Origin of the sequence: Methylobacterium isbiliense (genome assembly GCF_022179325.1) — a bacterium.
Lineage (GTDB): Bacteria > Pseudomonadota > Alphaproteobacteria > Rhizobiales > Beijerinckiaceae > Methylobacterium > Methylobacterium isbiliense.
The window spans coordinates 1-24,674 of sequence record NZ_BPQQ01000003.1 but is presented as its reverse complement, the minus strand read 5'-3'; the positions used below and the strand labels follow the sequence as shown (position 1 = coordinate 24,674).

Below are 24,674 nucleotides of genomic sequence, written 5' to 3'. Positions count from 1 at the left end.
CGAACCCGCATGACGAGCGTACTGATCGTCGAGGATGACGGCGACATCCGCGCCATGCTGGCGCGGGGCCTGAGCGCCGAGGGGTTCTCGGTCAATCTCGCGGGGGGCGTCGACGAGGCGCTCGCGGCGGCGCGCGAGCGCGTGCCGGAGGCCGTGCTCCTCGACATCATGCTGCCGGACGGCTCGGGCCACGACGTCTGCCGCTCCCTGCGCGAGGGCGGCTATCCGGGGACGATCCTGTTCCTGAGCGCCAAGGACGAGGTCGGCGACCGGGTCGACGGCCTCGCCCTCGGGGCCGACGACTACATCGTCAAGCCGTTCTCGTTCGACGAATTGCTGGCGCGCCTGCGCACCCACCTGCAGCGCCGCCGCGCGGCCGGCGAGCCGCGCACCCTCGTCGCGGCCGGGCGCCTCTCCCTCGACTTCGCCACCCGGCAGGTGCGCTTCGGCGAGACCACCGCCCGCCTCACCCAGCGCGAGGCGGAGCTGCTCGGCATCCTGATGGAGCAGGCCAACCGCCCGGTGAACCGGGGCGACATCTTCGACCGGCTGTGGGCGAGCCAGGGCGGCCTGTCGCTCAACGTGGTCGACGTCTATGTCGGCTACCTGCGCACCAAGCTCGGCGACATCGCGCGGCTCGGCGGCCCGGCCATCGTCACGGTGCGGGGCAAGGGCTTCATGCTCGACCTGCGCGAGCCCGGCTTCCGGCACTGAAGGGGGCGATTGACCGCTCACGGAATTGTTTGGGGCGCGATCCATCGCGCCTAACCCCGCGCCGAACCGGCACAATAAGACCACCCTATGAGGGGACGGCCACGCTCCGCGCGCCCGAGCGGAAAAATACCTCTTGCACTTCGGATCGGGATTGCCGATATATCCCTGGTGACAGAAAACACTGTCATCTCAACATCTTAGGATCCTCTTAAGGAGGATCCCCGAAGCCTCAAGGAGACGCATCATGAAGTGGGCTCTGCCGGTTGTCGCCGAAGTCTGCGTCGGCATGGAAGTCACCAGCTACGAGTCGGCCGAGATCGATCCCTTCAACTAAGGGTTCGTTCCGGAGCCTCCGGCGGCCATGCTGCCGGGGGACCTTTCCCAGCATGCGAGGAGATGCGCCATGAAGTGGGCTCTGCCGGTTGTCGCCGAGATCTGCGTCGGCATGGAAGTCACCAGCTACGAGTCGGCCGAGATCGATCCCTTCAACTGAGGGATCTCCGGCCTGAGGATGCTGGCGCTGACGCGAGAGGGTCATGCAGGCGATCATCCTCGGCTCCGCGGCAGGTGGCGGGGTTCCGCAGTGGAACTGCCGCTGCCCGATCTGCGCGATGGCCTGGGCGGGCGACCGCCGGGTCCTCCCCCGCACCCAGTCGAGCCTCGCGGTCTCGCCCGACGGTGAGCGCTGGCTCCTGGTGAACGCCTCGCCCGACATCCGGCAGCAGGTCTTCGCCACCCCCGCCTTGCATCCACGCCGGTCCCTGCGCCACTCGCCCGTCGAGGCGGTGCTGCTCACGAACGGCGACGTCGACCACGTGGCGGGCCTGCTGACCCTGCGCGAGGGGCAGCCCTTCCGGCTGCATGCCACCCGCAGCATCCTCGACTCGATCACCGCCAACCGCGTCTTCGACGTGATGGCGGCCGACGTCGTGGCCCGCAGCGAGGTGGCGCTGGACGAGCCCTTCTGGCCGGTGCCGGGCCTCTCCGTCACCCTGTTCGCGGTGCCCGGCAAGGTGCCGCTGTGGCTGGAGGACGGAACCCCCGAGATCGGGGCCGAGACCGAGACCACGGTCGGCGCGATGATCGCCGCGAACGGGCGCCGCCTCGCCTACGTGCCGGGCTGCGCCCGGGTGACGGACGGCCTCAAGCGGCGCCTCTCGGGGGTCGACGCGCTGCTGTTCGACGGCACCGTGCTGGCCGACGACGACCTGATCCGGGCCGGGGTCGGCACCAAGACCGGCTGGCGCATGGGCCATGTGCCCATGACGGGCGAGGGCGGCGCCATCGCGGCGCTCGCCGATGTCGACCTCGGCCGGCGCATCTTCGTGCACATCAACAACACCAACCCGGTGCTGGTCGAGGCATCGCCGGCCCGCCGGGAGGTCGAGGCGGCCGGCTGGACCGTGGCCCATGACGGGCTGACGCTGAGCCTGTGAGCGGCCCGCCGACATGGGCCCGCCGACAACATGGGACCGAAGTCGCCCTTGACCGCCGCGGCCCCCGCCGCCACCTCGGGCCAGGGGAGGAACGGAGCCTCGAAGCGCTCCGGCGACCGACAACGAGAGCCGACGATCACGCCATGACCGCAGCCCTGTCCATCTCCCTTCCGGTCGCTCCCTCGGGCGGCGAGGACCGCCTCCTCAGCCCCTCCGAACTGGAGGCGGCCCTGCGCGACATCGGCGCGCGGCGCTACCACAACCTGCACCCGTTCCACCGCCTGCTCCACGACGGCAAGCTGAACAAGGATCAGGTCCGGGCCTGGGCGCTCAACCGATACTACTACCAGGCGATGATCCCGGTGAAGGACGCGGCGGTGCTGGCCCGGATGCCGGACGCGGCCCTGCGCCGGGTCTGGCGCCAGCGCATCGTCGACCACGACGGCGACCACGAGGGCGACGGCGGCATCGAGCGCTGGCTCAAGCTCGCCGAGGGCGTCGGCTTCGACCGCGCCTACGTGCTCTCGACCCGGGGCATCCTCTCGGCGACCCGCTTCTCGGTCGAGGCCTACGTGCATTTCGTGGCCGAGCGCTCGCTGCTCGAAGCCATCGCCTCCTCGCTCACCGAGATGTTCTCGCCCACCATCATCTCCGAGCGCGTCGCCGGGATGCTGAAGAACTACGACTTCATCACCAAGGAGACGCTGGCCTATTTCGACAAGCGCCTCACCCAGGCGCCGCGCGACGCCGATTTCGCGCTCGACTACGTGACCCAGCACGCCACCACGCCGGCCCTGCAGCGGCAGGCGATGGACGCGCTGACCTTCAAGTGCAACGTGCTCTGGACGCAGCTCGACGCCCTCTACTTCGCCTACGTGGCCCCGGGCATGATCCCGCCGGATGCGTGGCGGCCGGGCGAGGGGCTGGTGGAGGGCGCCGCGTGAGCCTCTCTCCCGACGACGTGCCGCGCCTGCCGCGCGGGGTTCGGATGCGCTTCGACGGCGTGCGGGGCGCCCACGTGCTGCTCGCGCCCGAGCGCACCTTCGACCTCGACCAGAACGCCGTGGCGGTGCTCTCGCTCGTCGACGGCGCCCGCAGCATCCGGGCGATCGCCGAGGCCCTGGCCGCGCAGTACGACGCGCCCCGCAGCGTCATCGAGCCCGACGTCATCACCATGCTCAACGGCCTTGCCGAGAAGCGCGTGCTCGACACGGCGCCCGCCGCGCCGCCGGCGTGAGGAGACCGCCATGAACGCCGTCACCGACGCCGTCACGCCCGCCCTGCCGGCACCGATCGGGCTGCTGGCGGAGCTCACGCATCGCTGCCCGCTGCGCTGCCCCTACTGCTCGAACCCGCTCGAACTCGACAAGCGCTCGGGCGAACTCGACACGGCCGCGTGGCAGCGGGTACTGACGGAGGCGGCGGCCCTGGGCGTGCTGCACGTCCATCTCTCGGGTGGCGAGCCGACGGCGCGCCAGGACATCGTCGAGATCACCAGGACCTGCGCGGAACTCGGCCTCTACTCGAACCTGATCACCTCCGGCGTGGCCGGGGCGCTGGGAAAGCTCGATGCGCTCTACGACGCCGGCCTCGACCACGTGCAGCTCTCGATCCAGGCGGCCGAGGCGGCGAACGCCGAGAGGATCGGCGGCCTGAAGAACGCGCAGCCCCAGAAGTTCGCCTTCGCCGAGCGGGTCGTGGCGCTCGGTCTGCCGCTCACCCTCAACGCGGTGATCCATCGCGGCAACATCCACGAGGTGGCGACCCTCATCGACCTCGCGGTGACGCTCGGCGCCAAGCGCCTGGAGGTGGCCCACACCCAGTATTACGGCTGGGCCTACGTCAACCGCGCCGCCCTGATGCCGGCCAAGCCCGACGTCGACCGCTCGATCCGCATCGTCGAGGAGGCGCGCGAGCGCCTCAAGGGCCGCCTCGTGATCGACCTCGTGGTGCCGGACTACTACGCCAAGTACCCCAAGGCCTGCGCGGGCGGCTGGGGCCGGCGGCTGATGAACGTCACGCCCGCCGGCAAGGTGCTGCCCTGCCACGCCGCCGAGACGATTCCCGGCCTGGAGTTCTGGAACGTCCGCGACCGCTCCCTCGGCGAGATCTGGGCGCAGTCCCCGGCCTTCCAGGCCTATCGCGGCACCGCCTGGATGAAGGAGCCCTGCCGCTCCTGCGACCGGCGCGAGAAGGACTGGGGCGGCTGCCGCTGCCAGGCGCTGGCGCTCGCGGGCGACGCCGCGGCCACCGACCCGGCCTGCTCGCTCTCGCCGCTCCACGCCAAGGTCCAGGCCCTGGCGATCGCCGAATCCGCGCTGGAGACCGCGCCCGACTACCAGTACCGCACGATCGGCGGGGCGCCGCTCGTGACCCAGCCCGAGGGAGTGACCGCGTGAGACCTCTCCGTCTCGCCCTTTTGGCCGCGCTCGTCGCCGCCGCGCCCGCCGCGCAGGCCCAGCCCCCGCAGCCGGCCGCGGCCGGCGAGGCCGCCGCCCCGAGCGCCATCGACCTCCTGTTCGAGGACAACCACTTCGAGACGACCGCCCCCGGCAGCACGATCCGGTATCGCTACCGCCGCTTCAGCGGCATCGCGGACGGGCCGTTCGGACCGCCGGTCGAGGACACGGTGCGCGAGATCGTGGCGGCCGGGCCGAGCCCGGAGACGCGCAACCTCACGGTCGAGGCCTATACGGGCGAGCGCCGCCTGCCCACCGCCCGCTACGAGAACATGTCCGGCAACCCGTTGCTGGCGCAGTTCCTCGAATACCACACCCTGGACCTGGGCAAGGCCCTGAAGGGCAACCCGCGCTACCTGAAGAACGCCATCCGCAAGGCCCTGCGCGATGCCGCCAGCGTGACGCCCGCCGAGGTCGAGGTGCAGGGCGTGAAGCAGAAGGGCTGGCGGGTGGAGATCCGCCCCTTCCTCGACGACCCGGTGAAGGACAAGCTGCGCGGCTTCGACACGCTCACCTATACTTTCGTGGTCTCTCCCGCCGTTCCGGGCGAGATCGTCTCGATCGACGTCCAGGCGACGGCGCCCGACGGGGGCACGCTGTACCGGGAGACCCTGACCTATGAGCCGAGCGTTGGGTAAGGGCCTGTGCGTCGCGGCGCTCCTCCTCGCGGGGGCGGGCGCCGCGCGCGCCGACGACAACGACTACCCGACCGAAGCGCGGGCCGACTACGTCTTCGGCTGCATGGCGGCCAACGGCCAGACCCGCGAGGCCCTGCAGAAATGCGCCTGCTCGATCGACGCGATCGCGGCCCTGCTGCCCTACGACAAGTACGTCCAGGCCTCGACCATCCTGTCCATGCGCCAGGGCATCGGCCAGCGCTCGAACGAGTTCCGCTCCACCAAGCTGTTCGACGACAAGGTCGCCGAGCTGCGCCGCGCCCAGGCCGAGGCCGAGATCCGCTGCTACCGCGCGAGCGTGAACTGACGGCCGCGCCCGGGGGATTGCCGCGGGCGCCGCGCCGACCCACTCTCCCGGCTCTCAAGGCCGGGGGAGCGACGGCGATGACGGCAAGACTGGCCCTGCTCGCGCTGGCGGCCGCCGCGGCGTGGCCCGCCCGCGCGGACGACACCTCCCTCTGGGCGCTCTACGACTCCACCCTCCGGAACGCGAAGTACATCGACCTCACGCATCCCTTTGCGCCGGTGCAGCCGGTCTGGCCCGGCTTTGCCAACGCCACCGTCCGCCCCGCCGAGGCCGGGCGCACCATCGCGGGCACTGTCGAGAAGGGCGAGGTCTTCACCTACGAGAAGCACGGCTTCGTCGCCACCGCCTACGACCTGCCCACCGACCAGTACGGCACGCAGCTCGATCCCCCGGCCCACTGGAACCCGCGCGGCGCCACGATCAGCGACCTGCCGGCCACCTACACGCTCCGCCCCCTCGCGGTGATCGACATCAGCCGCGCGGTCGCCCGCGACGAGGGTTACCACCTGCAGGTCGCCGACATCGCCGCCTGGGAGGCCAAGCACGGGCGCATCCCCGAGGGCGCGGTGGTGATGGTGCGCTCCGACTGGTCGAAGCGCTGGGGCGAGACCGAGCGCTTCCGGCAAAAGCCCTTCCCGGGCGTCGGCCTCGCGGCGCTGCAGTTCCTGCACCGCGAGCGCCGGATCCTGTTCCACGGCCACGAGCCGCTCGACACCGACATGACGCCGAACCTGGAGGGCGAGGCGTGGCTGATGCACAACAACTTCGCCCAGGCCGAGGGCGTGGCCAACCTCGACAAGGTGCCAGAGGCCGGAGCCCTGATCGCGATCGGCTTCGCCAAGCCGCTCGGCGGCACCGGCGGCTTCGCCCGCTACGTGGCAATCGCCCCGCCGGGCTGGCGCGAGGGCGTGAGCGTCACCGAGAGGCCGGGCGCACCCCTGCCCGAGCAGGCCGCGCCCCTGCGGCGCGGCCCCGACGGCGTGATGCGGCCGACCCCCTGAGCCTCAGCTGCCCGAGGCCGGGAAGGTCTGCGTGAAGGTGTTGCCGTCCGTGTCCTTGGCGGCGACCGTCACCGGCTCGCCGTTGCCCGCGAAGCTGAAGCGGAAGGTCGGATCCTCGCTCACCGAGATGCCGCCGGTCATCGAGAACAGCGGCGTGTCGCCCTGGCGGACGCTCAGCGACTCGACGAACCACGCCGGCGTGTAGAGCCGCGTGACTTGGTCCATCTGCAGCCCCGAATTGTTCGGGTGGCGCACCTGCACCTGGGCCTCGCCCCGGTCCGCGAAGGCGCGGAAGCGCATCTTGCCGAGATTGGCCTTGGCCTCGGCCGGGTCCTTGACGGCCGGCGCCGAGCAGCCTCCGGCCGCCTTCACGTAGGCCTTGGTCATGTAGAGGGCGCCGTCCTGCGTCTCGGCGATCGCCCGGACGTAGGAATAGGAATTCACCCGGATGCGGGTGGAGAGGTCGAAGTGGCGCTGCGCGGTCGGGAACGTGAAGGTGCCGACCACCGGGGCCGGGTTCTCGTCCACCACCAGCGTCAGGGCCTTGACGGCCCGCGCATCCCCCTCCGGCAGCGTGATCCGCACCGTGACGGGCACGATCGCCGCGTCCTCCGCGCGCTTGGGCGCCTCCAGGCTCAGCACGCCAGCCCCGTCGCGGATCGGCCGCTCGCCCGTGACGCTGGCGCGCAGCTCCGTCCAGGCCGTCTCCGCCCGGCCCTCCTCCTGGGCACGGGCGCCGCCCGCGGCCATCGCCGCCAGCGCGAGGCCGGCCAGCGCCGACCGGCCTGCCGGCCCCCGCCACCACACCGCTCTCGTCATCGGGTTCTCCTCATAGGCGCCCTCCCGCAGGCCGGCGCCGCATTCTGAATTATTGTGCACTATAGGCCCTCCGGCGCGCCGGTGCCATGCGCCATCGGGCCGAGACGCCGCGGCGCGCGGGGCACGGGGCGGCATCCTCGCCGGATCGTGACCCGGCTGGCCGACGCTTGTTCTGGTTGACGTTGCGTCAAGAACCGGCAGATTTGCCGCCGTGACGCTGATCTTTTCTCCCGCGGCCACCAAGGCGCTGACGCGGCTGCCGCGCCAGGATGCGGCGGCCCTGCTGGCCAGCCGGATCGTAGAGAGGAACGCCCGGCGCGGCGCGGTGGACCGATGATCCCCATCAGACCGATCTCCCACACCGACGAGACCGTCACCCTGCGGCGCGCCGATGTCGAGCGGATGCTGCTTGCGATCGAGGAGGCCGGCGACGCCGCGGCTCTGCGTGATGCGGCGGACCGTGAGAATGGGAAGGGCGAAGGGGCCTCTGCGGATGACCTGCCGGTCGAGTCAGTCGAGCGCCTTCTCGCCGGCGAGCACCCGGTGCGCATCTGGCGCGAGCATCGGCGATGGACGATGCAGGACTTGGCGGAGAGGGCCGGCGTCGCCCTGCGCGAGGTGGCCGCGATCGAGGCGCATGCGGAGCCGGGCTCCCTCACGGCCTGCCGGAGGCTCGCGACGGCCCTCGCCGTCACCGTCGACGACCTCCTGCCCCCGGAGGACCCGCCGGAGCAGGGCTGAGCCTCCTGCGCCGAGGCGGCCGCCGATCCGGCGCCGACGGATCCCGGACCTTCGAGGCGTTGCGCCGCCGCCGCGATCCGTCCTAATCCCGGGGCCTCGTCCCGCGCGCCCTTGCGAGGATCCCGTGACTGCGCCCGAAGCCTCCGCCCTCGCCGCCCTGCTGCCGGATCTCGGCCGGCGCACGCTGGTGATGGGCATCCTCAACGTCACGCCGGATTCCTTCTCGGACGGAGGCCGCTTCCAGGACCTCGACGCCGCCCGCGCCCAGGCCGGGACCCTGGTGGCGGAGGGCGCCGCGATCCTCGACATCGGCGGCGAGTCGACCCGGCCCGGGCACGTGCCGGTGCCGGCCGAGGAGGAGCAGGCCCGGGTGCTCCCGGTCATCGCGGCGCTCGCCCCCGCCCTGCCCGTCCCGATCTCCATCGACACCTACAAGGCCGCGACGGCGGAGGCCGCCCTGAAGGCCGGCGCCCGGATCGTCAACGACGTCTGGGGGCTGCAGCGCGAGCCCGACATCGCCGCCGTGGCCGCCGCCCACGGCGCCCCCGTGATCGTGATGCACAACCGCGAGAGCGTGGATGCGAGCCTCGACATCGTGGACGAGATGAAGCGGTTCTTCGCGCGCTCGCTCGCCATCGCGGCCAAGGCCGGCATCCCCGAGCGCGACATCGTCCTCGATCCCGGCATCGGCTTCGGCAAGAGCTGGGAGCAGCACCTCGACGCGGTCCGGCGCCTGCCCGAACTCCGCGCCCTCGGCTTCCCGCTCCTCGTCGGCATCTCGCGCAAGTCGCTGCTCGGGCGCATCCACAACACCGGCACGGCCCCGGCCGACCGGCTGTACGGCTCGCTCGCCGCGCATGTCGTCGCCGCGACGCTCGGGGCCGACATCGTGCGCGCCCACGACGTGCGCCCCCATGTCGAGGCCTGCCAGGTGGTGGACGCCCTCCTGCGGCGCGGCGGGGCCGCCTGATGGACCGCATCCTCGTTCACCGCCTCGCGGTCTTCGCCCATCACGGCGTGCTGGAGGAGGAGAACCGCCTCGGCCAGCGCTTCTACCTCTCGCTCGAGGCCCGCCTCGACCTGCGCGAGGCCGGCACCCGCGACGACATCGCCGCCAGCGTGAGCTACGCCGACCTCGCGGCGCTGGCCTCGCGCATCGCCACCGAGCGGCGCTTCCGCCTGATCGAGGCCCTGGCCGAGACCATCGCCGCCGAGGCGCTCGCGGCCTTCTCCCGCCTCGACGCCATCACGGTGCGGGTCGACAAGCCCGCCGCCCCCGTCCCGGCGATCCTCGACGGGGTCTCGGTGGAGATCACGAGGCAGCGGCGTGGCTGAGGCCTATCTCGGGCTCGGCAGCAATCTCGGCGACAAGGCCGGGATGCTGGAGCGCGCCATCCGCGCTCTCGCGGCGACGCCGGGGATCCGGGTCGCCGCCCGGTCGCGCTTCTACCGCACGCCCCCCTGGGGCGACACCGACCAGGACTGGTTCCTCAACGCGGCGGCGGCGGTCGAGACCGACCTCTCGCCCCACGCCCTGCTGGACGCCTGCCTCGCCGTCGAGGCGCGGCTCGGCCGGGTGCGCGCGCGGCGCTGGGGGCCGCGGGTCATCGACATCGACGTGCTCCACTATGCCGGTGCGGCCGTCGAGGACGAGCGCCTCGTGCTGCCCCACCGCTTCGTGCGCGAGCGCGCCTTCGTGCTGGTGCCGCTCGCCGAGATCGCACCCGACCTCGTCATCGGCGGCGAGAGCGTGACGCAGGCCCTCGCCAGACTCGACGCGACCGGGATCGTGCCCCACGGCGCCTGACGATTCTCCGCCGGGCCGGGACGACGCGCAGGGGGCACCGCCCCCCGCGCCCCCGCCAGAGGGCCGAAGGCCCTCTGGACTCCCGTTACTTCTCCGGCTGGAGGCGTTCGAGCGGCAGCGCCGCGTCGCTCCAGCCGTCCGTGCCGTCCGGGAACCAGATCACCCGGGTGTAGCCGAGCGCCAGCGCGCGCTTGGCCGCGTTCCACGACATCCAGCAATGGCGCAGGCAGAAGAACACCATCGGCTTGTCCCGGTCGCCGCCCGTGAGGCGCTCCAGCGCCGAGCGGAAATAGGCCTCCGTCTCGGGCGCCAGCGCCCCGAAGCCGGTGTTCACCAGCCAGTGGGCGTTCGGGATGCTCTCGTGCGGCGGATCGCGCCAGAGCGTGCCGGGGGGCAGCCCGGCCGGGCGCGGGGCCTGCGGCATCACGTCGATGAAGAGCACGCCCCGGCGCCACAGCGCCTCGGCCTCGCCGGCCCCGATCACCCGCGCTCCCGCGAGCGTCGCAGGCGTGGGCGTGCGGTAATGGTCCTGACGGTAATCCGCGGGTTCGGGCGGCGGCGCCCCGGCGCGGGCGCCGGTGGCCAAGAGCGCAGTGAGCGCGGCGAGCGCGAGGGCGGCGGCCCTCACGGCCGGGATCACGGCCCGGACCCGCCCGCTTGCGTCGCCAGCCGGTTCTCCTCCTCGTCGAGGAGCGGCACCGCGTAGTCGCGCAGCACCTGCTCGATCTCGGCCTTGCGCTTGCGCAAAGCCGTGTTGAGGGTGCGCTTCCAGTCGTTCTCCTCGTGCCGCACGCCCATGCCGATCCGGTAGGTCATCGCCGGCCGGTCGGGCTCCCGCAGCAGCGGCACGACCTCCATCGGCACCCCGCTCTGCCGGGCGAGCCAGCCCGCCGCCGGACCCCACAGCACCGCTGCGTCGATCGTCTTCCCGGCGAGATCGGCGATGATCTGCGCCGCCACGGTCTGGTGCGGGTGGCCGGGGTCGAACTGGTAGGGCGCGTAGGCCTTCATGGTGCCGACGAGCCCGACCTCGCCCATGCGGTTGACGGGCGGCGTCCCGGCCACGACCCCGATGGTCCGGCCCTTCAGCTTCGGGTCGTCAAGCGCCGCCACGCCCGGGAACTCGCCGCTGCGCGTCACCAGCACGTAGGCCGAGCGGTAATAGGGGTTGGTGTGCTGGACGAGATCGCCGCCGAGCGCCGAGCCGATGATCACGTCGCACAGCCCCGCGCCGAGGGTGTTGCGCACGAAGCCCGGCCCCTGCGTGAGCCAGTAGCTGCGCAGCTTCACCTTCAGCTCGTCGGCGAGGATCGCCGCGATCCGGTTCTCGAACCCCTCCCCCTTGCGGTCGGAGAAGGGCATGTTGCCGGGATCGGCGCAGACCCGCAGGGCGTCGGTGGTGACGAGGTCGGGCAGGTGCTGCGCCACGGCGCCCCGCGGGCCTGCTGCGGCGAGCAGGACCGCGAGACCGGCCGCCAGCCGGGAAGCGCGCCGCGCCATCAGCCGCCCAGGCACTCCTTCTCGGCCTTCTTGGCGGCTTCGGGCTTGTCCTCCTTGTCGGAGGGGCGCACGCGGCCCATGGCGCCCGCCGCGCGGGCGCGCAGGTAGACGTAGAGGTCGTCCGCGTAGCACATCACGTTCTTGTTGTCGCCGAAGGCCGGCATGACCTGCTGCTGCGAGGCGCTGACGTCCTGCTTGCCGCCGACCAGGATGCCGATGAACTCCTCGTAGGAGAGGCGCTTGAGCGAATCCTTGAGGGCGGGCGCGTAGGTCGAGCCCATGCCGTCCGGGCCATGGCAGACGTGGCATTCCGCGTGGTAGCGGCGATAGCCCGAATACGAATACCAGTCGACCTTCTTGCCGGTATCGGTGACGCGGAAGGTCGGATGACCCTCGGCGTCGATGTACTTGCCGTCCTCCACCTTCACGGCCTGCGCCTTGTCGAGGATCTTCTGGTCCACCTCGGCGGACTTGTCGTTCGGGTTGAGCGAGTTGGCGAGCGCCGGATCGGCGGGTTTGGCTCCCTCAGCATGTACGGCAGCCGTCGCGACGGCTGCTAGGGCGAGGCCGGCCAGGAGAGGCCGCAGGGTGGCGGTGCTGAGGTGACGCAACGGACGTTTCTCCCTGAAGTCCGGCCGGGTTGCGGCTGCGGGCGGCCCGGCGGTTTGATGAGAACCACTTCATCATAAGGAAGCCGGCGCGGGAACCCGCGCCGGCCTGACTTAAGTACAGGTGAGGCTGCGACCGATTAGTTCGGCAGCGTGAAGACGGTGAGCTGACCGCCGAGGTTGGTGTAGTTCGACAGGGCCGCGTAGCCGCCCACCGCGCCGAGACCGGCATTCGGGTCGGTCAGGCCGGCCGCGAGGCCGATGCCCGCCCAGCCGCCGACGCCCGACAGGATGGCGATGTGCTGCTTGCCCTTGTGCTCGTAGGTCATCACGTTGCCGATGATGCCCGACGGGGTCTTGAACTTGTAGAGTTCCTTGCCCGACTTGGCATCGACGGCCTTCAGGTAGCCCTCGAGCGTGCCGTAGAAGACCACGTCGCCGGCGGTGGCGAGCGCGCCCGACCACACCGAGAACTGCTCCGGCACCGACCACTTGATCTTGCCGTTCACGCCGTCCCAGGCGATGAAGTTACCCATGCCGCCGTGGCTGTTGGGGGCCGGGTACATCGACAGGGTCGCACCGACATAGGGCTGGCCCGGGGTGTAGCTCACCCGGAACGGCTCGTAGTCCATGCAGACGTGGTTGGTCGGCACGTAGAACAGCTGGGTCTTCGGGGAGTAGGCCGCAGGCTGCTGGTCCTTGGTGCCGAGAGCGGCCGGGCAGATGCCCTTCGAGTTCACGTCCTCGCCGTTCTGCTCGGTCGAGTACTTGGCCACGACCAGCGGACGGCCGTAGGTCTTGGACGACTTGTCCATGTCGACCTTGGTGGCCCAGTTCACCACCGGATCGAACTTCTCGGCGACGAGGAGTTCGCCGTTCGCCCGATCGAGGGTGTAGCCGAAGCCGTTGCGGTCGAAGTGGGTCAGGAGCGGACGCTCGCGGTCACCGACCTTCTGATCCGTGAGGATCATCTCGTTGATGCCGTCGTAGTCCCACTCGTCGTGGGGGGTCATCTGGTAGACCCACTTGGCCTGCCCGGTGTCGACGTCACGGGCGAAGATGGTCATCGACCACTTGTTGTCGCCCGGGCGCTGCTTCGGGTTCCAGGTCGAGGGGTTGCCGGTGCCGTAGTACATCAGGTTGAGCTTGGGGTCGTAGGAGAACCAGCCCCAGGTGCAGCCGCCGCCCTGCTTCCACTGATCGCCTTCCCAGGTCTTCAGCGAAGAATCCTTGCCGATCGGCTTGCCGAGATGGGTGGTCTTCTCCGGGTCGACCAGCATCTCGCCGTCCGGACCCATCGAGTAGCCGCGCCAGACCTGCTTCCCGTCCTTGAGGTTGTAGGCCGTCACGTGGCAGCGCACGCCGTACTCGCCGCCCGAGATGCCGACGATGACCTTGTCCTTGACCGGCAGAACGGTCGCGGTGTTGGTCTCGCCCTTCTTCGGGTCGCCGTTGACGACGGACCACGCCACCTTGCCGGTCTTGGCGTCGAGCGCCACGACGGTGGTGTCGGCTTGGTGCAGGATGATCTTGCCCTCGGCGTAGGCCAGGCCACGGTTGACCGTGTCGCAGCACATCACCGGGATCACGTTCGGATCCTGCTTGGGCTCGTACTTCCAGACGATCTTGCCGTCCTGGTCGAGGTCGAGCGCGTACACGATGTTCGGGAACGGCGTGTGCACGTACATCATGTTGCCGACGACCAGGGGCGAACCCTCATGGCCGCGCAGCACGCCCGTCGAGAACGTCCAGGCCACCTGCAGCTTGTTGACGTTGCCGGTGTTGATCTGGTCGAGCTTCGAGTAGCGGGTGTTCGCGTAGTCGACAGTCTGGAGAACCTGCTGGGCCGGGTTGGCGATCTGCTTCATCAGATCGTCGTTCGCCAGGGCTGGCGTGACGCCCAGGACACCGGCGCTCAAGGCTAAGAGATGGACCGCTCTCATGGATTCCTCCGACAGGTGCGCCACAAGGCCCTGCCCCGGTACGGGACATGACAGCAACGACCTGCTGTTTGCGCTTGGGGACGTCTTTGAGCTTCGGCAGCGTGTCACAACAGGCTGTGTCGGGTGCCCCCGCTGTTCTTGGGTTTAGGGCACGCCATGTTTGCGAACCGGTCCCCGCCCTCCCCTGGCGGCGCCGTTGAAACCGAAGCTGAAGGAACTCTAAGAGAAAAATGGGCGCCGTCAACAACGATCCGGGGATGGAAATGGCCGTTTTCCGGCCCAACAGGGGTGACTTAAGTACGAATTCCCCTGTGTGTTGCTTTGCACAACGTTACCGCTGCAATGCGGTATCAACTACTTGTGTAGAGCCCGGCACAATCGCTCGCGAGCGTTGAGGCCGGCGACCGGTGTCAGTCCCATTCCAGCTCCTGGTAGGCGGTGGTGGCGTTGCGGGTATTGAAGTCGGAGAACAGGGACCAGTGGCCGGCCTCGCCCCGGGCCGCGCGCCCGGCCTCGTCGATCGGGCGGCCCTCGCGGATCATCCGGCGCAGTTCGGCCTCCAGGGTGGCGAGGTAGCGGTCGATCGGCCCGGCCGCCGCCGGCCAGGGCAGCGAGGCCGGGCCGTGGCCCGGCACCACCCGGGCGGCGGGCTCGGCCTTCAGCCGTCCGAGCACCGCGATCCAGCCGGTGATCCGCCCGTCCAGCGCCGGCACGTGCCCGACGAACAGCAGGTCGCCGAGGAACCACGTGTCGGTGGACAGCTCGCGCACCGTGAGGTCGCTGTTGGTGTGCGCGGTCGGCCACGCGTCGAGGCGCAGGCGCCGTCCGCCGAGGTCGAGCTCCCGGGTCTCCGCGACGAGGAGCGTCGGGGGCACGATGCGGGTGCCCGCGAAGGCGGGGCCGACCAGCGCGGCATTCGCCTGCAGATAGCCCTCGGCGCGGGCCGCCAGCGCCTCCGGCAGCGCCCTGTGCCCGACGAAGGTCGCGCCCTCCGGCGCGAAGGCGGCGTTGCCCAGCAGGTGATCGGGGTGGACGTGGGTGTTGATCACGTAGCGGATCGGCAGCGCGGTCCGCGCCCGCACGGCCGCGAGGAGCCGGCGGCCGGCCGCGAGGCTGCCGCCGGTGTCGATCACCGCGACGGCCTCGCTTCCGACCACGAACCCGACATTGGCGATGGCGCCGGCGTTGTCGCGGGCCGCGAGGGCGTAGGGGGCCGCGTAGACGAACACCCCGGGCGCCACCTCCTGCACCGGCAGGGGCGCCTCCGCGACGGCCGCGGGCGGCGCCTGCGCCCGGGCCGGCGCCGCCAGGGCCGTGAGCCCCGGGGCGAGAAGCAGCGCCAGGAGCGCTGCGGGAAGCCGGGGGCGTGCGGACCGCATGGACGAACTCCGGGTCATGCCGACGGCCCGGGAAGCCGACGCATCGATCTCGATCCCGGGCAGGCCCGGGAAGCCGAAGCATCGATCTCGATCCCGGGCAAGCCCGGGATCGACGGGGCCGTCGAGCCATCTCGCCGTGTCGAATCCAAGCCAAGGGCTTGAAGCCGAGGGCTCGGCGACAATGCGAGAGCGGCATGACGGTCATCGGTCATGACCGCTGGCCTCAGGCCGCGACGGTGGCGGGGAAGCGCGCCGCGAGGTCCTGGCGCACGGCGTCCGCCCAGGCCCGGCTGCGCTCGGGGCGCGGGGTGGCGAGCGGCACCGTCGCGGCGAGGCTCGCGGGCCGCGGCGTCAGCAGGAGGAGCCGGTCGGCCACCTCCAGCGCCTCCGGCACGTTGTGCGTCACCATCAGCACGGCCGCGCCGCGCCGCCGCGCCGCCGCGAACACGATTCCCCGCAGGCCCGCCGCGGCGGCGTCGTCGAGGGAGACGAAGGGTTCGTCGAGCACGAGCAGGCGCGGCTCGATCGCCAGCGCGCGGGCGAGCGCCACCCGCCGGGCCATGCCGAGCGAGAGTTCCCTGGGGTAGCTCCCGCGCCAGGGGGCGAGGCCGAGTTCGTCGAACAGCGCGTCGAGGGAGCGCCCCCGCTCGCGGCGCGGCAGGGACAGGCGCACGTTCTCCTCGACGCTGCGCCAGGGCAGGAGCCGCGGTTCCTGGAAGACCATCCCGCTGCGCACCCGGTCGGGATCGGGCGTCACCGTGCCCTCGTAGTCCCGGTCGAGGCCGAGCAGGATGCGCAGCGTCGTGGTCTTGCCAGCCCCCGAGGGGCCGATCAGGCAGACGGTCTCGCCCGGCTGCACCGTGAAGGTGAGGTCGCGCACCGCCTCGACGGGGCCGGAGCGGGACGCGTAGGCCTTGCGGCGGATCGCGACCGAGAGGGCCGGGTCAGCGCCAGCGTCGGGCATGGGCGTCGAGGGGCTGGAGCAGGAGGGTGTCGGCCGCGAGCATCACGGCGCTGAACACGAGGCTGTAGCCGAACAGGGCGGTCACGTCGAAGAGCTGGAAGTAGTAGGAGATGGCGTAGCCCACCCCGTTCGGGCGCCCGAGCAGCTCGACCACCAGCACGATCTTCCAGGCGAGCGAGAGGCCCGAGCGGGCCGCCGCCACCGCGAAGGGCTCGAGCTGCGGCAGCAGCACGTGGCGGATCCAGGTGCGGCGGTCGTACCGGAAGGCCCGCGCCATCTCCTCCAGGCCCGGATCGAGCCCGCGCGCGCCCTCGCGCATGATCACCGCGACGTTCGGCATCTTGTTGAGCGCCACTGCCAGGATCGCCGCGGTCTCGGTCAGGCCGAGCCAGATATAGGCCAGGACGGTGATCACCAGCGCGGGCGTGTTGAGGAGGACGAGGAGCGGCGTGTCGAGGAGCCGGTCGGCGGACCGGGAGCGCCCGAGCAGGATGCCGAGCAGCGCTCCGGTCGCCATCGCGAGCAGGAACGAGGCCGCCACGCGGGCGAGCGTGATGCCGACGTTGCGCGGCAGGTCCCCGCTCTGCGTCTCGCGCACCACGAAGGCCGCCACCGCCTCGGGCGACGGCAGGGTGCGCAGGTCGGTGAAGCGCGACGCGGCCCACCACGCCGCGAGCAGCAGCAGCGCCGAGAGGAGACGGGTCGCGACGGCCATGCCGGCTCACGCTCCCGCCGGGCGCGGGCGGGTCTCAGCCATTGGGCGCGCCGTCGAAGTACAGGCCCTCCGGCAGCGCCGTGGCGGCCCCGACGAGCCGCTCGCCGCCGAGCCGGGCCAGCACCGCGTAGAGCCGCTCCGCGTCCGCGCGCTCGGCCGCGATGGTCCGGCGCGGGATGCCGGCCAGGAAGTCGCGCCGGAGGGTCGCGAAGGTGGGCTCGTCCTCCGCCGCCATCAGCGGGCGCACCGTAGCCCAGGCGCCCTCGTCTCCGGCCAGCGCCTCCTTGGCCTGCCGCGAGGCCCGCGCGAAGGCCGCGATCGCCCCGGGCCGGCGCTGCAGCAGGCTCTCCTCGAACACGTAGCCGAGGAGCGCGATCGGCCCCTCGACCCCGAGCGAGCGGGCGATCTCATCGGCGGTGATCAGCCGCCGGAAGCCCTTGGCCTCCAGCCGCGCGCAGAAGGTCCAGTAGAGGAGCGCGGCATCGAGTTCGCCCGCCTGCAGCTTCTGCATCAGCAGCGGCGGTGCCCCGAAGGCCGGCCGGGCGGCGCGGTCGAGGTCGATTCCCTCCCGCTCCTGCGCCCGGGCCTTGAGCAGGAGCCACGTCTTGTCGAGCGCCCCCCCGGCGACCCCGAGGCGCTTGCCCGCGAGGTCGGCCAGCGAGCGCAGCGGGCTGTCGCCCGCCACCATCAGGGCGCCCTCGGTGCTGGAATAGGGCAGGAACTTCACCGGCCGCCCCTCGGCCCGCAGGCGGGCGGCCCAGAGCAGGTCGGAGACGATCGTGTCCACCTGCGCGCCCTGGAAGGCGATGCGGGCGGCGTCGTTGCCGGCGAGTTTCAGACTGTCGAGGGAAAAGCCCTGCGCGGCGTCGAGCCGGCGCTCCTTGATCACCGCGGCCTCCCACGAGACCGTGCCGAAGGGCAGAACGCCCACCCGCAGCGCGCCGCCCTCGGCCGCCCGAAGCGGCAGAGGCCAGAGCGCGGCCGCCGCCAGCAGCCCGCGCCGTGAGAGCATGGCGCACCTCCCTGATCCGAGCGGCCGCCGGGCCGCCGCGTGTGCGTCGGAGGTAAGGATCGCCGCCCCCGCCGTCCACCGCGGCCGCTTGCGCAACGCGGCGCGAGTCTTCACCTTTTCGGCAGCAGCCGATCGGCGCGACCCGCCGCCTCTCCTTTGGGCGCAAGCCGCCCCGGCGGGCACCCGTACTTTGGTCATCCGCCGGTCGATCGTCCCGACGAGGAGACACCCATGTCCGCCACCCGCGACGCCGTCCTGGATCCGAGCCAGATCTCCGAGCGCCTCGCCCGCGAGTTGCCCGCGTGGCACTACGAGGACGGCTGGATCAAGCGCACCTTCAAGACCAACAGCTGGAAGGGCACCCTGATGGTGATCAACACGGTCGGGCACCTCGCCGAGGCCGCGTGGCACCATCCCGACCTCACCGCCTCCTACGCCTGGGTGGAGGTGCGCCTCACCACCCATTCGGCCAAGGGCCTGACCGAGAAGGACATGGCGCTGGCGCGCAAGATCGAGGAGGTGGTGGGCTGGCAGCCGGGGCTGGAGGGCGGCGCCCTCGAAGGCACGCCCACCGACCCGCGCTTCGCCTACATCAAGTACGACAAGTAGGCTCCCCTCACCCGCCCGCCCGGATCCGCCGGCACTGCGTCTTCAGATAGGCGCTCCGCCCGATCCCCTCGCGCACCTCCGAGCGGGCGATGATCTCCTGCCAGCCGGTGGCGCAGCCGATCTCGCTGGCCACCTTCGTCTTCAACACGTCGGTGGCCGTCGCCTCCTCGCAAGCCTGGACCGGGACGGTGTTGGCGCAGATCAGCACGACCGCCAGAAATCCGTTCATGGACACCCTTTCTCGCGGGCGATGCGGGACGGCCGTCGGGAGGGGGCGGCGCCCGGCGCCAAGCCCCGCCGGTGCCCGGCTGCGCTCACCGCCCCCGGCCCGCCACCGTCGCGACGTAGTGCGCGACCGCCTCGACCTGCTCCGGGGTGAGGTCCTCGAAGGCCGGCATCACGCCGATGCCGTTGACCACCGCCGCCTTCACCCGCGCGGCATCGGGCGTCAGGCCGTCGAGGGCGGGGCCGACCTGTCCGGTCGTTCCGGCCTCGGCCAGGGCGTGGCACAGCCCGCAGCGCGGCTCGGCCAGTTCCAGGAAGACCCGGCGGCCGAGATCGAGCGCCGGGTCCGCGCGGCCGGGCGCGGGCGCGAGCGGCAGGAGGAGCGCCGCGGCCAGCAGCCGGCGCCGACGGCGCGCCCTCACGTGGCGGTGATCGCCACGGCCGGGCCGCGCCAGCCGTTGTGGCTGTAGCCGCCGCCGTTCGCGGGCGTGTCCTCGGGCTGCACGGCACCGGCCGCGTCGGTGGCGCGGCTGGCGAGCACGTGGCGGCCGGGCGCAAGATCGAGGGAGGCCGCGAACAGCCGCCAGGCGAAGCGGCCGAGATCGGGGCCGACGAGGCGCGCGGGCACCCACGTCGCCCCGCCGTCGGCCGAGACCTCGACGCCGCGCACCGCGTTCACGCCCCCGAACGCCACGCCCGCGACCTGCACGCGGCCGGCCGCGACGGTCGCGAGCGGCGTGGTGATCCACGAGCGCACCGGCTGCTCCCAGACCGGCGGCTGGGTCGGGGCGGGCTTTTCGCCGACCCCGTGCATGCGGTAGCTCGCCGCCTGGATCTTGGCGTCCGTCTCGGCGGGGGTCAGCGCCACCGCCTTCACGTACTTGACGTTGTTCACGCCCGAGTAGCCCGGCACGACCATCCGCAGCGGCCCGCCATGGGCCAGCGACAGGGGCTCGCCGTTCATCTCCCAGGCGAGCAGCACCGTGTCGAGGGTGGCGAGCGGCACCGAGCGCTCGACCACGATGTCCTTCGGCTTGAGGCCGGGCGGGATCTCCTCGCCCCCGGTGCCGGTGATGAAGCGCACGCCGTCCTGCGGACCGCCGAGGGCCTCGACCACCGCCCGCAGCGGCACGCCGCTCCAGATCACGCAGCCCGCAGCCCCCACCGTCCAGGGCGTGCCGCTGATCTTCTGGCCGCCCGTCAGCCCGTCCTGGAAGTACTTCCGCCCGTTGCCGGAGCATTGCAGCACCGTCGCGACCGATTCGAGCCCCAGGCCCTTGAGCTCGCGCAGAGAGATCCGGCGCGGCTCCTTCACGCCGCCGATCTCGACCGTCCAGGCGTCCCGGTCGGCCAGGATCGCCGCGGAGGGCGGATTCACGTTGTTGCGGATGTAGAGCCGGTTCGCCGGGGTGATGAGGCCGGTGCCGAACGCCTCGCGCCGCGTCTCCAGGGTCTTGTCGGAGTGGACGATCAGCGTGCCGCCGTCCTTCCAGGCGACGTAGTCCGGCAGCGCGCCGGGCTTCGTCTCCGGCGCCTTCTCCTGCGCTGCGGCCGTCTCCGGGCCGGCGAGCCCGGCCGCCGCCGCGCCGGCCGCACCGGCCAGCAGCGTGCGCCGACGCAGGGTCGGGGTGTCGCTCTTCACGTCGGTCTCCTCCCGTGCGGCAGCGTCTCGGCCGTGACGGCCCGCGCTGCCTTGGGAGCACTCTGCCACCCGGGTCCTGGGGCGTCCAGGCGTGCCGTGGCCGGATGGAGCGCGCCTGACGCGCGTCAGGCCGTCCGGTTCGCCGGCGTCACCGTGAGTCGAAGGCCGAGGGCCTTCAGGACCGCCATCAGCGTGGTGAGCCGGGGATTCCCGTCCTCTGACAGCGCCCGGTACATGGCCTCGCGGGAGAGGCCGGCCTTCTGCGCCACCTGCGACATGCCCTTGGCCCGCGCCACATCTCCGATCGCGGCAGCGATCAGAGCCGGGTCGCCATCCTCCAGCACGGCCTCGATGGAGAGGGCGATGCGCTCAGGGGTATCGAGGCTGTCGGCGGTATCCCAGGACAGGGTTTCGAGGGCCATGATCGTCACTCCTGGCTGGCAAGGGATCGGGCGAGGCGGATGTCCTGATCCTGCGTGCGCTTGTCGCCGCCGCACCGCAGAATCACGATCGCGGCACCGCGCCGCGTGAAGTACACCCGGTAGCCCGGGCGTAGTCGATCTGCCCTGCCCCCGCTGCGCCATACTCTGAACCGGCCCGTGACCCGGCAGACGGTCACACCGCCACGATCAGCGCCGGATCGCAGCCTGCGCCCTCCACCGGGTTCGCCACGCAGCGCGTGCCGTGCAGCCGCATGTCGTGGCCGGCATGGAAGTGGCCGGAGATCCAGGCCGCCGGCCGGTCGGCGGCGGGCAGATCGGCCAGGAGCGTCGTGGCGTAGAAGGCCGGCACCCACCAGGGCACGCCCGGCGCGTCGCGGTAGCGGTCCGCCGCCTCGGCGATCGGCGGGTGGTGCGTGACCGCGACGGTGGGGCCGGCATGCGGCCGGGCCAGCGCCGCCGCGAGGCGCGCCCGGTCCTCCGCATGGGCCGCCATCGCGGCCTGCGGGGTCCAGGCGGTGCCGTCCCCCTGCCGGATCGCCCGGTACTCGCGCGAGCCCGTCACCGGGTCGGTCATGCGGGCGGCCGCGAAGGCGACCGGATCGGCGGGGCGGTCCGGCGCGTCGGGGGCGAGCCAGCGCCCGGCGAGCGACCAGTCGCTCCAGAGCGTCGCGCCGACGAAGCGCACGCCCCCGATCACGGTCGCGGCCCCCGCCCGCAGCAGCGCCACCCGGGTCCGGCCCGCGGCGGCGTTGGTCTCGCGCACCGCGGCGTCGAGGGCGCCGAGCAGCTCCGGCGCGGTGCGCGGGTCGCCCCCGGGCGCATAGTGCTCGTGGTTGCCCGGCACCAGCACCAGCGGGCGCTCGCCCGCGAGGCCGAGGAGCACGGCGAGCCCCCGCGCGGGCTCGCCCTCCCAGACGTCGCCCGCGCAGACCAGCACGTCGAAGGGCGCGACGGGGGCCGGGATGGCGGCGGGGCGGCGGCGTTCGAGGTGCAGGTCTGAGATCGGAAACAGGCGCAGGGGCCGGCGCGGGCGGGCCGGCGTCATGCCTCGGGCGCCTCGCCGCGCGCGGCGCGCCCCTCGGCGCGGGCGGCCTCCCAGACCTCGCGGGCCGCATCCGCGTTGAGCGCCGCGATGCCGAGGCCGACCACGATGTCGGGCCAGGGCGAGAGGGTCGCGGCGGTCAGGAGCCCTGCGGCGATGATCGCGAGGTTGGCGTAGGCGTCGTTGCGGGCCGACAGGAAGGCCGCCTTGGTCAGGCTGCCGCTGCCGCCGCGGTGGCGGGCGAGGATCAGCGCGCAGGTGAGGTTCACGGCGAGCGCGCCGAGGCCCGCCAGCGTCAGCGGCACGGGCGCGGGGGCTGCGAAATCCGCGATCTTGTGGAACGCGGTCCAGAGCGTGGCGAGGCCCGGCAGGAGCAGGATGCCGGCCATCACGGTGCCGAGCCTGGCCCGCGCCGCGAGGCTCCAGCCGAGCCCGGCCAGGATCAGCAGGTTGAGGGCCGCATCCTCCAGGAAGTCGACGCTGTCGGCGATGAGCGACACCGACCCGATGGCGAGCGCCACCGCGGCCTCGATGCCGAAATAGCCGAGGTTGAGCGCCGCCACGAGGCCGACGGCCCGGCGCAGGCCGGAGGATTCTGGGCTGGGGGACACGGACGTCTCCGGGAGGGACCGGCGCGTCTATGCCCCGGCGCCCCGCCCAAGGCCAGCGCGGGAGCCGCCGGTCCCTCGACCTTTCGCCACTGGATTCGCGGATTCCCCTGTGCAATGCCGGCCTCAAGGCCACAGGGAGAGACGCCGATGCTGCCCGAACTGCGCGTTCTGTACTTCGAGGACCTCGCCGTCGGGATGTCGGAGACCCTGACGAAGACCATCTCCTCCTCGGACGTGGTCGGCTTCGCGGAGATCACGGGCGACCGCAACCCGATCCACCTCTCCGAGCATTTCGCGGCGCGCACCCCCTTCGGCACCCGCATCGCCCATGGCCTCTACACGGCGGGCCTGATCTCGGCGGTGCTCGGCACGCGCCTGCCGGGGCCCGGGGCGGTCTACATCAGCCAGAGCCTGAACTTCCGCGCGCCCGTGCGCATCGGCGACACGGTCGAGGTCACGGTCGAGGTGGCCGAGCTGGTGCCCGAGCGGCGGCGCGCCCGCCTCACCTGCACCTGCGCGGTGAACGGCGAGACCGTGCTCGACGGGGAGGCGCTGGTGAAGGTGCCGACCAAGGCCGAGGCCGATCCCCTGGCGGCGCGCCCCAAGGGGTGAGGCGGGCCGAGCTCGCCACGGCATTGCGCCCGATCCCGATCGACGATCCCGCCGACCCGCGCCTCGCGCCCTACGCGGCGATCCGCGAGCGCGACCTCGTGGGCCGCCAGGGCCGGTTCGTGGCGGAGGGCGAGGTGGTGCTGCGGGTGCTGCTCTCCGGGCGCTCGCGCTTCCGCACCGAATCGGTCCTGCTCGCGCCCGAGCGCCTGCCCGCCCTGGAGCCGGCGCTGGCGGCCTGCGACGCGCCGGTCTACCTCGCGGCCCGCCCGGTGATGAGCGCGGTCGCGGGCTTCCCGATCCACCGCGGCGTGCTGGCGATCGGCCGCGGCGGCCCGGTCGCCGATCCGGACGCCCTCGTGCCGGACGGGCCGGCGCTCCTCGTCGGTCTCGTGGGCCTGACGAACCACGACAATGTCGGCGGGCTCTTCCGCAACGCCGCCGCCTTCGGGGCGGACGGCGTGCTCATGGACGCCGCCACCTGCGACCCGCTCTACCGCAAGGCGATCCGGGTCTCGGCCGGCACCAGCCTCACGGTGCCGTTCGGGCGGGTGCCGGACGGGGCGGCCCTCCTCGACCTCTGCGCCCGCCATGCCCTCGTGCCGGTGGCGCTCACGCCGGGGGCCGAGGACATCGCGGCCCTGCCGCCCCTGCCCCGCGCGCTGCTGCTGCTCGGCACCGAGGGCACCGGCCTGCCCGAGGGGCTGATGGCGCGGGCGCGCCGCGTCGGCATCCCGATGGCGCCGGGGGTCGATTCGCTGAACGTCGCGGTGGCCGGCGCCGTGGCGCTCCACCGCCTCGGCGGCGGGCGGCTGCCGGCCCAGGACCGGGCGTGAGGGCCCTCACCGCCCCGGCAGCGCCTCCGGCACGGTCTCGGCCTCCGCCGTGTCGCCGTGGATCGCCTCGCGGATCAGCCGGTCGGTGGTCTCGGCGAAATAGGCCGCCAGCTCCTCGTGCAGGGCGGCGAACTGGGGCCAGACCACCGTGTCGAAGAACGAGCGCGGCGCGCGCACCATCACGGTGGTGCGCCGCTGGCGGGCGTAGCGGTAGGGGCGCAGGCCGTAGCGGCGGCACAGCGCCAGAAACAGGCTCACCGACCACGCATCCGGCAGCGAGAGCTTCAGCTCGGTGGGCGGCTCCCGGTGCCCGGCCTCCGCGAGGCGGGCCCGCAGCCGCCGCACCGCCGCCTCCGCGGCATCCCGCTCGCCCGCCGTCGCCGCGCCCGCCAGCAGCGCCTCGGCCTTGCCCAGCCGCTCGCGCAGCCTGTCCTCGATCGCCATGCAGCTCCCCCCGGCCCCGGTCTCTTACCCCATCCGCTTGATCCCTTCGGGATGGCGGATGTGGGCTTCGCTCCGTCGTGTGAAGCCTTGGGCTCCACCGAGCGGGCTTGCTGAGACCGTCTCCGCTTGAT

32 protein-coding genes and 1 pseudogene are annotated in these 24,674 nt (G+C 72.4%); 17 read left to right on the top strand and 16 right to left on the bottom strand.

The window, feature by feature from the left end:
• Window positions 1–9: 9 nt before the first annotated feature.
• From MFF61_RS01310 to MFF61_RS01270, 9 genes and pseudogenes are all read left to right on the top strand, one after another.
• A complete protein-coding gene (locus tag MFF61_RS01310; protein WP_238233303.1) occupies window positions 10–714 on the top strand; it encodes a response regulator transcription factor in 705 nt (234 codons plus the stop codon).
• A gap of 244 nt (window positions 715–958) precedes the next feature.
• Window positions 959–1,048 (top strand): pyrroloquinoline quinone precursor peptide PqqA, encoded by a 90-nt coding sequence (pqqA, locus tag MFF61_RS01305; RefSeq protein WP_012335429.1) that lies wholly within the window; start codon window positions 959–961, stop codon window positions 1,046–1,048.
• A gap of 69 nt (window positions 1,049–1,117) precedes the next feature.
• On the top strand, window positions 1,118–1,207 hold the full coding sequence (gene pqqA / locus MFF61_RS01300) for a pyrroloquinoline quinone precursor peptide PqqA (protein WP_012335430.1): 90 nt from the start codon (window positions 1,118–1,120) through the stop codon (window positions 1,205–1,207).
• A gap of 43 nt (window positions 1,208–1,250) precedes the next feature.
• Entirely contained in the window at window positions 1,251–2,150 is a 900-nt protein-coding gene (gene pqqB, locus MFF61_RS01295) for a pyrroloquinoline quinone biosynthesis protein PqqB (protein WP_238233302.1), read from the top strand.
• Between the two features lie 143 nt (window positions 2,151–2,293).
• Window positions 2,294–3,387: pseudogene (pqqC, locus tag MFF61_RS01290) on the top strand (pyrroloquinoline-quinone synthase PqqC).
• A gap of 10 nt (window positions 3,388–3,397) precedes the next feature.
• Entirely contained in the window at window positions 3,398–4,549 is a 1,152-nt protein-coding gene (gene pqqE, locus MFF61_RS01285) for a pyrroloquinoline quinone biosynthesis protein PqqE (RefSeq protein ID WP_238233301.1), read from the top strand.
• Complete coding sequence (locus tag MFF61_RS01280) at window positions 4,546–5,247, top strand: hypothetical protein (protein ID WP_238233300.1); 702 nt, start codon at window positions 4,546–4,548, stop codon at window positions 5,245–5,247. The genes pqqE and MFF61_RS01280 overlap by 4 nt, the downstream gene beginning before the upstream one ends.
• On the top strand, window positions 5,228–5,593 hold the full coding sequence (locus MFF61_RS01275) for a hypothetical protein (protein WP_238233299.1): 366 nt from the start codon (window positions 5,228–5,230) through the stop codon (window positions 5,591–5,593). The genes MFF61_RS01280 and MFF61_RS01275 overlap by 20 nt, the downstream gene beginning before the upstream one ends.
• Window positions 5,594–5,670: 77 nt before the next feature.
• A complete protein-coding gene (locus MFF61_RS01270) occupies window positions 5,671–6,594 on the top strand; it encodes a cyclase family protein (RefSeq protein ID WP_238233298.1) in 924 nt (307 codons plus the stop codon).
• Between the two features lie 3 nt (window positions 6,595–6,597).
• Here the strand turns inward: MFF61_RS01270 and MFF61_RS01265 are convergent, their stop codons facing one another.
• Window positions 6,598–7,413 (bottom strand): quinoprotein dehydrogenase-associated SoxYZ-like carrier, encoded by an 816-nt coding sequence (locus tag MFF61_RS01265; protein ID WP_238233297.1) that lies wholly within the window; start codon window positions 7,411–7,413, stop codon window positions 6,598–6,600.
• Window positions 7,414–7,624: 211 nt separating this feature from the next.
• Here MFF61_RS01265 and MFF61_RS33815 point away from each other — a divergent pair, with 211 nt between their 5' ends.
• The 5 genes from MFF61_RS33815 to folK all read left to right on the top strand — a co-directional run bounded on the left by MFF61_RS33815 (window position 7,625) and on the right by folK (window position 9,961).
• Window positions 7,625–7,750 (top strand): hypothetical protein, encoded by a 126-nt coding sequence (locus MFF61_RS33815; protein ID WP_283205955.1) that lies wholly within the window; start codon window positions 7,625–7,627, stop codon window positions 7,748–7,750.
• Complete coding sequence (locus MFF61_RS01260) at window positions 7,747–8,154, top strand: helix-turn-helix transcriptional regulator (RefSeq protein ID WP_238233296.1); 408 nt, start codon at window positions 7,747–7,749, stop codon at window positions 8,152–8,154. Before MFF61_RS33815 ends, MFF61_RS01260 begins: the two co-directional genes overlap by 4 nt.
• A gap of 190 nt (window positions 8,155–8,344) precedes the next feature.
• Entirely contained in the window at window positions 8,345–9,124 is a 780-nt protein-coding gene (gene folP / locus MFF61_RS01255; RefSeq protein WP_238233377.1) for a dihydropteroate synthase, read from the top strand.
• Window positions 9,121–9,489, top strand: a complete 369-nt coding sequence (gene folB / locus MFF61_RS01250; protein WP_238233376.1) for a dihydroneopterin aldolase — start codon at window positions 9,121–9,123, stop codon at window positions 9,487–9,489. The genes folP and folB overlap by 4 nt, the downstream gene beginning before the upstream one ends.
• Window positions 9,482–9,961, top strand: coding sequence for a 2-amino-4-hydroxy-6-hydroxymethyldihydropteridine diphosphokinase (gene folK / locus MFF61_RS01245; protein WP_238233295.1), 480 nt, complete (start codon window positions 9,482–9,484; stop codon window positions 9,959–9,961). Before folB ends, folK begins: the two co-directional genes overlap by 8 nt.
• Before the next feature lie 85 nt (window positions 9,962–10,046).
• Here folK and MFF61_RS01240 read toward each other — a convergent pair whose 3' ends face one another.
• The 8 genes from MFF61_RS01240 to MFF61_RS01205 form a co-directional block, all read right to left on the bottom strand.
• Window positions 10,047–10,589: a PQQ-dependent catabolism-associated CXXCW motif protein gene (locus tag MFF61_RS01240; protein WP_373324550.1), complete on the bottom strand. Its 543-nt coding sequence runs from the start codon at window positions 10,587–10,589 to the stop codon at window positions 10,047–10,049.
• Window positions 10,590–10,597: 8 nt separating this feature from the next.
• The gene (gene xoxJ, locus MFF61_RS01235) at window positions 10,598–11,461 is read right to left on the bottom strand and encodes a rare earth element methanol dehydrogenase accessory protein XoxJ (protein ID WP_238233294.1); all 864 of its coding nucleotides are present in this window, start codon (window positions 11,459–11,461) and stop codon (window positions 10,598–10,600) included.
• A complete protein-coding gene (locus tag MFF61_RS01230) occupies window positions 11,461–12,072 on the bottom strand; it encodes a c-type cytochrome, methanol metabolism-related (protein ID WP_283205954.1) in 612 nt (203 codons plus the stop codon). Before MFF61_RS01230 ends, xoxJ begins: the two co-directional genes overlap by 1 nt.
• 137 nt (window positions 12,073–12,209) lie before the next feature.
• Window positions 12,210–14,012: a lanthanide-dependent methanol dehydrogenase XoxF5 gene (xoxF5, locus tag MFF61_RS01225; RefSeq protein ID WP_238233293.1), complete on the bottom strand. Its 1,803-nt coding sequence runs from the start codon at window positions 14,010–14,012 to the stop codon at window positions 12,210–12,212.
• A gap of 410 nt (window positions 14,013–14,422) precedes the next feature.
• Entirely contained in the window at window positions 14,423–15,391 is a 969-nt protein-coding gene (locus MFF61_RS01220) for a quinoprotein relay system zinc metallohydrolase 2 (protein WP_238233292.1), read from the bottom strand.
• A 223-nt stretch (window positions 15,392–15,614) separates the two neighbouring features.
• Window positions 15,615–16,355, bottom strand: a complete 741-nt coding sequence (locus MFF61_RS01215) for an ABC transporter ATP-binding protein (protein WP_238233291.1) — start codon at window positions 16,353–16,355, stop codon at window positions 15,615–15,617.
• A complete protein-coding gene (locus MFF61_RS01210) occupies window positions 16,336–17,070 on the bottom strand; it encodes an ABC transporter permease (RefSeq protein ID WP_238233290.1) in 735 nt (244 codons plus the stop codon). The genes MFF61_RS01215 and MFF61_RS01210 overlap by 20 nt, the downstream gene beginning before the upstream one ends.
• Before the next feature lie 34 nt (window positions 17,071–17,104).
• Window positions 17,105–18,082 carry an ABC transporter substrate-binding protein gene (locus MFF61_RS01205; RefSeq protein ID WP_238233289.1) on the bottom strand — a complete coding sequence of 326 codons (978 nt, stop codon included), beginning with the start codon at window positions 18,080–18,082 and terminating at the stop codon, window positions 17,105–17,107.
• A 231-nt stretch (window positions 18,083–18,313) separates the two neighbouring features.
• Here MFF61_RS01205 and MFF61_RS01200 point away from each other — a divergent pair, with 231 nt between their 5' ends.
• On the top strand, window positions 18,314–18,691 hold the full coding sequence (locus MFF61_RS01200) for a 4a-hydroxytetrahydrobiopterin dehydratase (RefSeq protein WP_238233288.1): 378 nt from the start codon (window positions 18,314–18,316) through the stop codon (window positions 18,689–18,691).
• Window positions 18,692–18,698: 7 nt separating this feature from the next.
• Here MFF61_RS01200 and MFF61_RS01195 read toward each other — a convergent pair whose 3' ends face one another.
• The 6 genes from MFF61_RS01195 to MFF61_RS01170 all read right to left on the bottom strand — a co-directional run bounded on the left by MFF61_RS01195 (window position 18,699) and on the right by MFF61_RS01170 (window position 22,654).
• Window positions 18,699–18,920 (bottom strand): hypothetical protein, encoded by a 222-nt coding sequence (locus MFF61_RS01195; protein ID WP_238233287.1) that lies wholly within the window; start codon window positions 18,918–18,920, stop codon window positions 18,699–18,701.
• Window positions 18,921–19,005: 85 nt separating this feature from the next.
• Window positions 19,006–19,338 carry a SorU family sulfite dehydrogenase c-type cytochrome subunit gene (gene sorU / locus MFF61_RS01190; RefSeq protein WP_238233286.1) on the bottom strand — a complete coding sequence of 111 codons (333 nt, stop codon included), beginning with the start codon at window positions 19,336–19,338 and terminating at the stop codon, window positions 19,006–19,008.
• The gene (gene sorT, locus MFF61_RS01185) at window positions 19,335–20,558 is read right to left on the bottom strand and encodes a SorT family sulfite dehydrogenase catalytic subunit (RefSeq protein ID WP_238233285.1); all 1,224 of its coding nucleotides are present in this window, start codon (window positions 20,556–20,558) and stop codon (window positions 19,335–19,337) included. Before sorT ends, sorU begins: the two co-directional genes overlap by 4 nt.
• Before the next feature lie 125 nt (window positions 20,559–20,683).
• Window positions 20,684–20,980, bottom strand: a complete 297-nt coding sequence (locus MFF61_RS01180; RefSeq protein WP_238233284.1) for an addiction module antidote protein — start codon at window positions 20,978–20,980, stop codon at window positions 20,684–20,686.
• A gap of 193 nt (window positions 20,981–21,173) precedes the next feature.
• A complete protein-coding gene (locus MFF61_RS01175) occupies window positions 21,174–22,046 on the bottom strand; it encodes a metallophosphoesterase family protein (protein ID WP_238233283.1) in 873 nt (290 codons plus the stop codon).
• Entirely contained in the window at window positions 22,043–22,654 is a 612-nt protein-coding gene (locus MFF61_RS01170) for a cation efflux transmembrane domain-containing protein (RefSeq protein ID WP_238233282.1), read from the bottom strand. The genes MFF61_RS01175 and MFF61_RS01170 overlap by 4 nt, the downstream gene beginning before the upstream one ends.
• Window positions 22,655–22,801: 147 nt before the next feature.
• Between MFF61_RS01170 and croR the strand changes: the two genes are divergently transcribed.
• Window positions 22,802–23,266, top strand: coding sequence for a 3-hydroxybutyryl-CoA dehydratase (croR, locus tag MFF61_RS01165; protein ID WP_238233281.1), 465 nt, complete (start codon window positions 22,802–22,804; stop codon window positions 23,264–23,266).
• The gene (locus MFF61_RS01160) at window positions 23,263–24,099 is read left to right on the top strand and encodes a TrmH family RNA methyltransferase (RefSeq protein ID WP_238233280.1); all 837 of its coding nucleotides are present in this window, start codon (window positions 23,263–23,265) and stop codon (window positions 24,097–24,099) included. Before croR ends, MFF61_RS01160 begins: the two co-directional genes overlap by 4 nt.
• Window positions 24,100–24,105: 6 nt before the next feature.
• Here MFF61_RS01160 and MFF61_RS01155 read toward each other — a convergent pair whose 3' ends face one another.
• Window positions 24,106–24,543, bottom strand: coding sequence for a hypothetical protein (locus tag MFF61_RS01155; RefSeq protein WP_238233279.1), 438 nt, complete (start codon window positions 24,541–24,543; stop codon window positions 24,106–24,108).
• Window positions 24,544–24,674 lie beyond the last annotated feature (131 nt).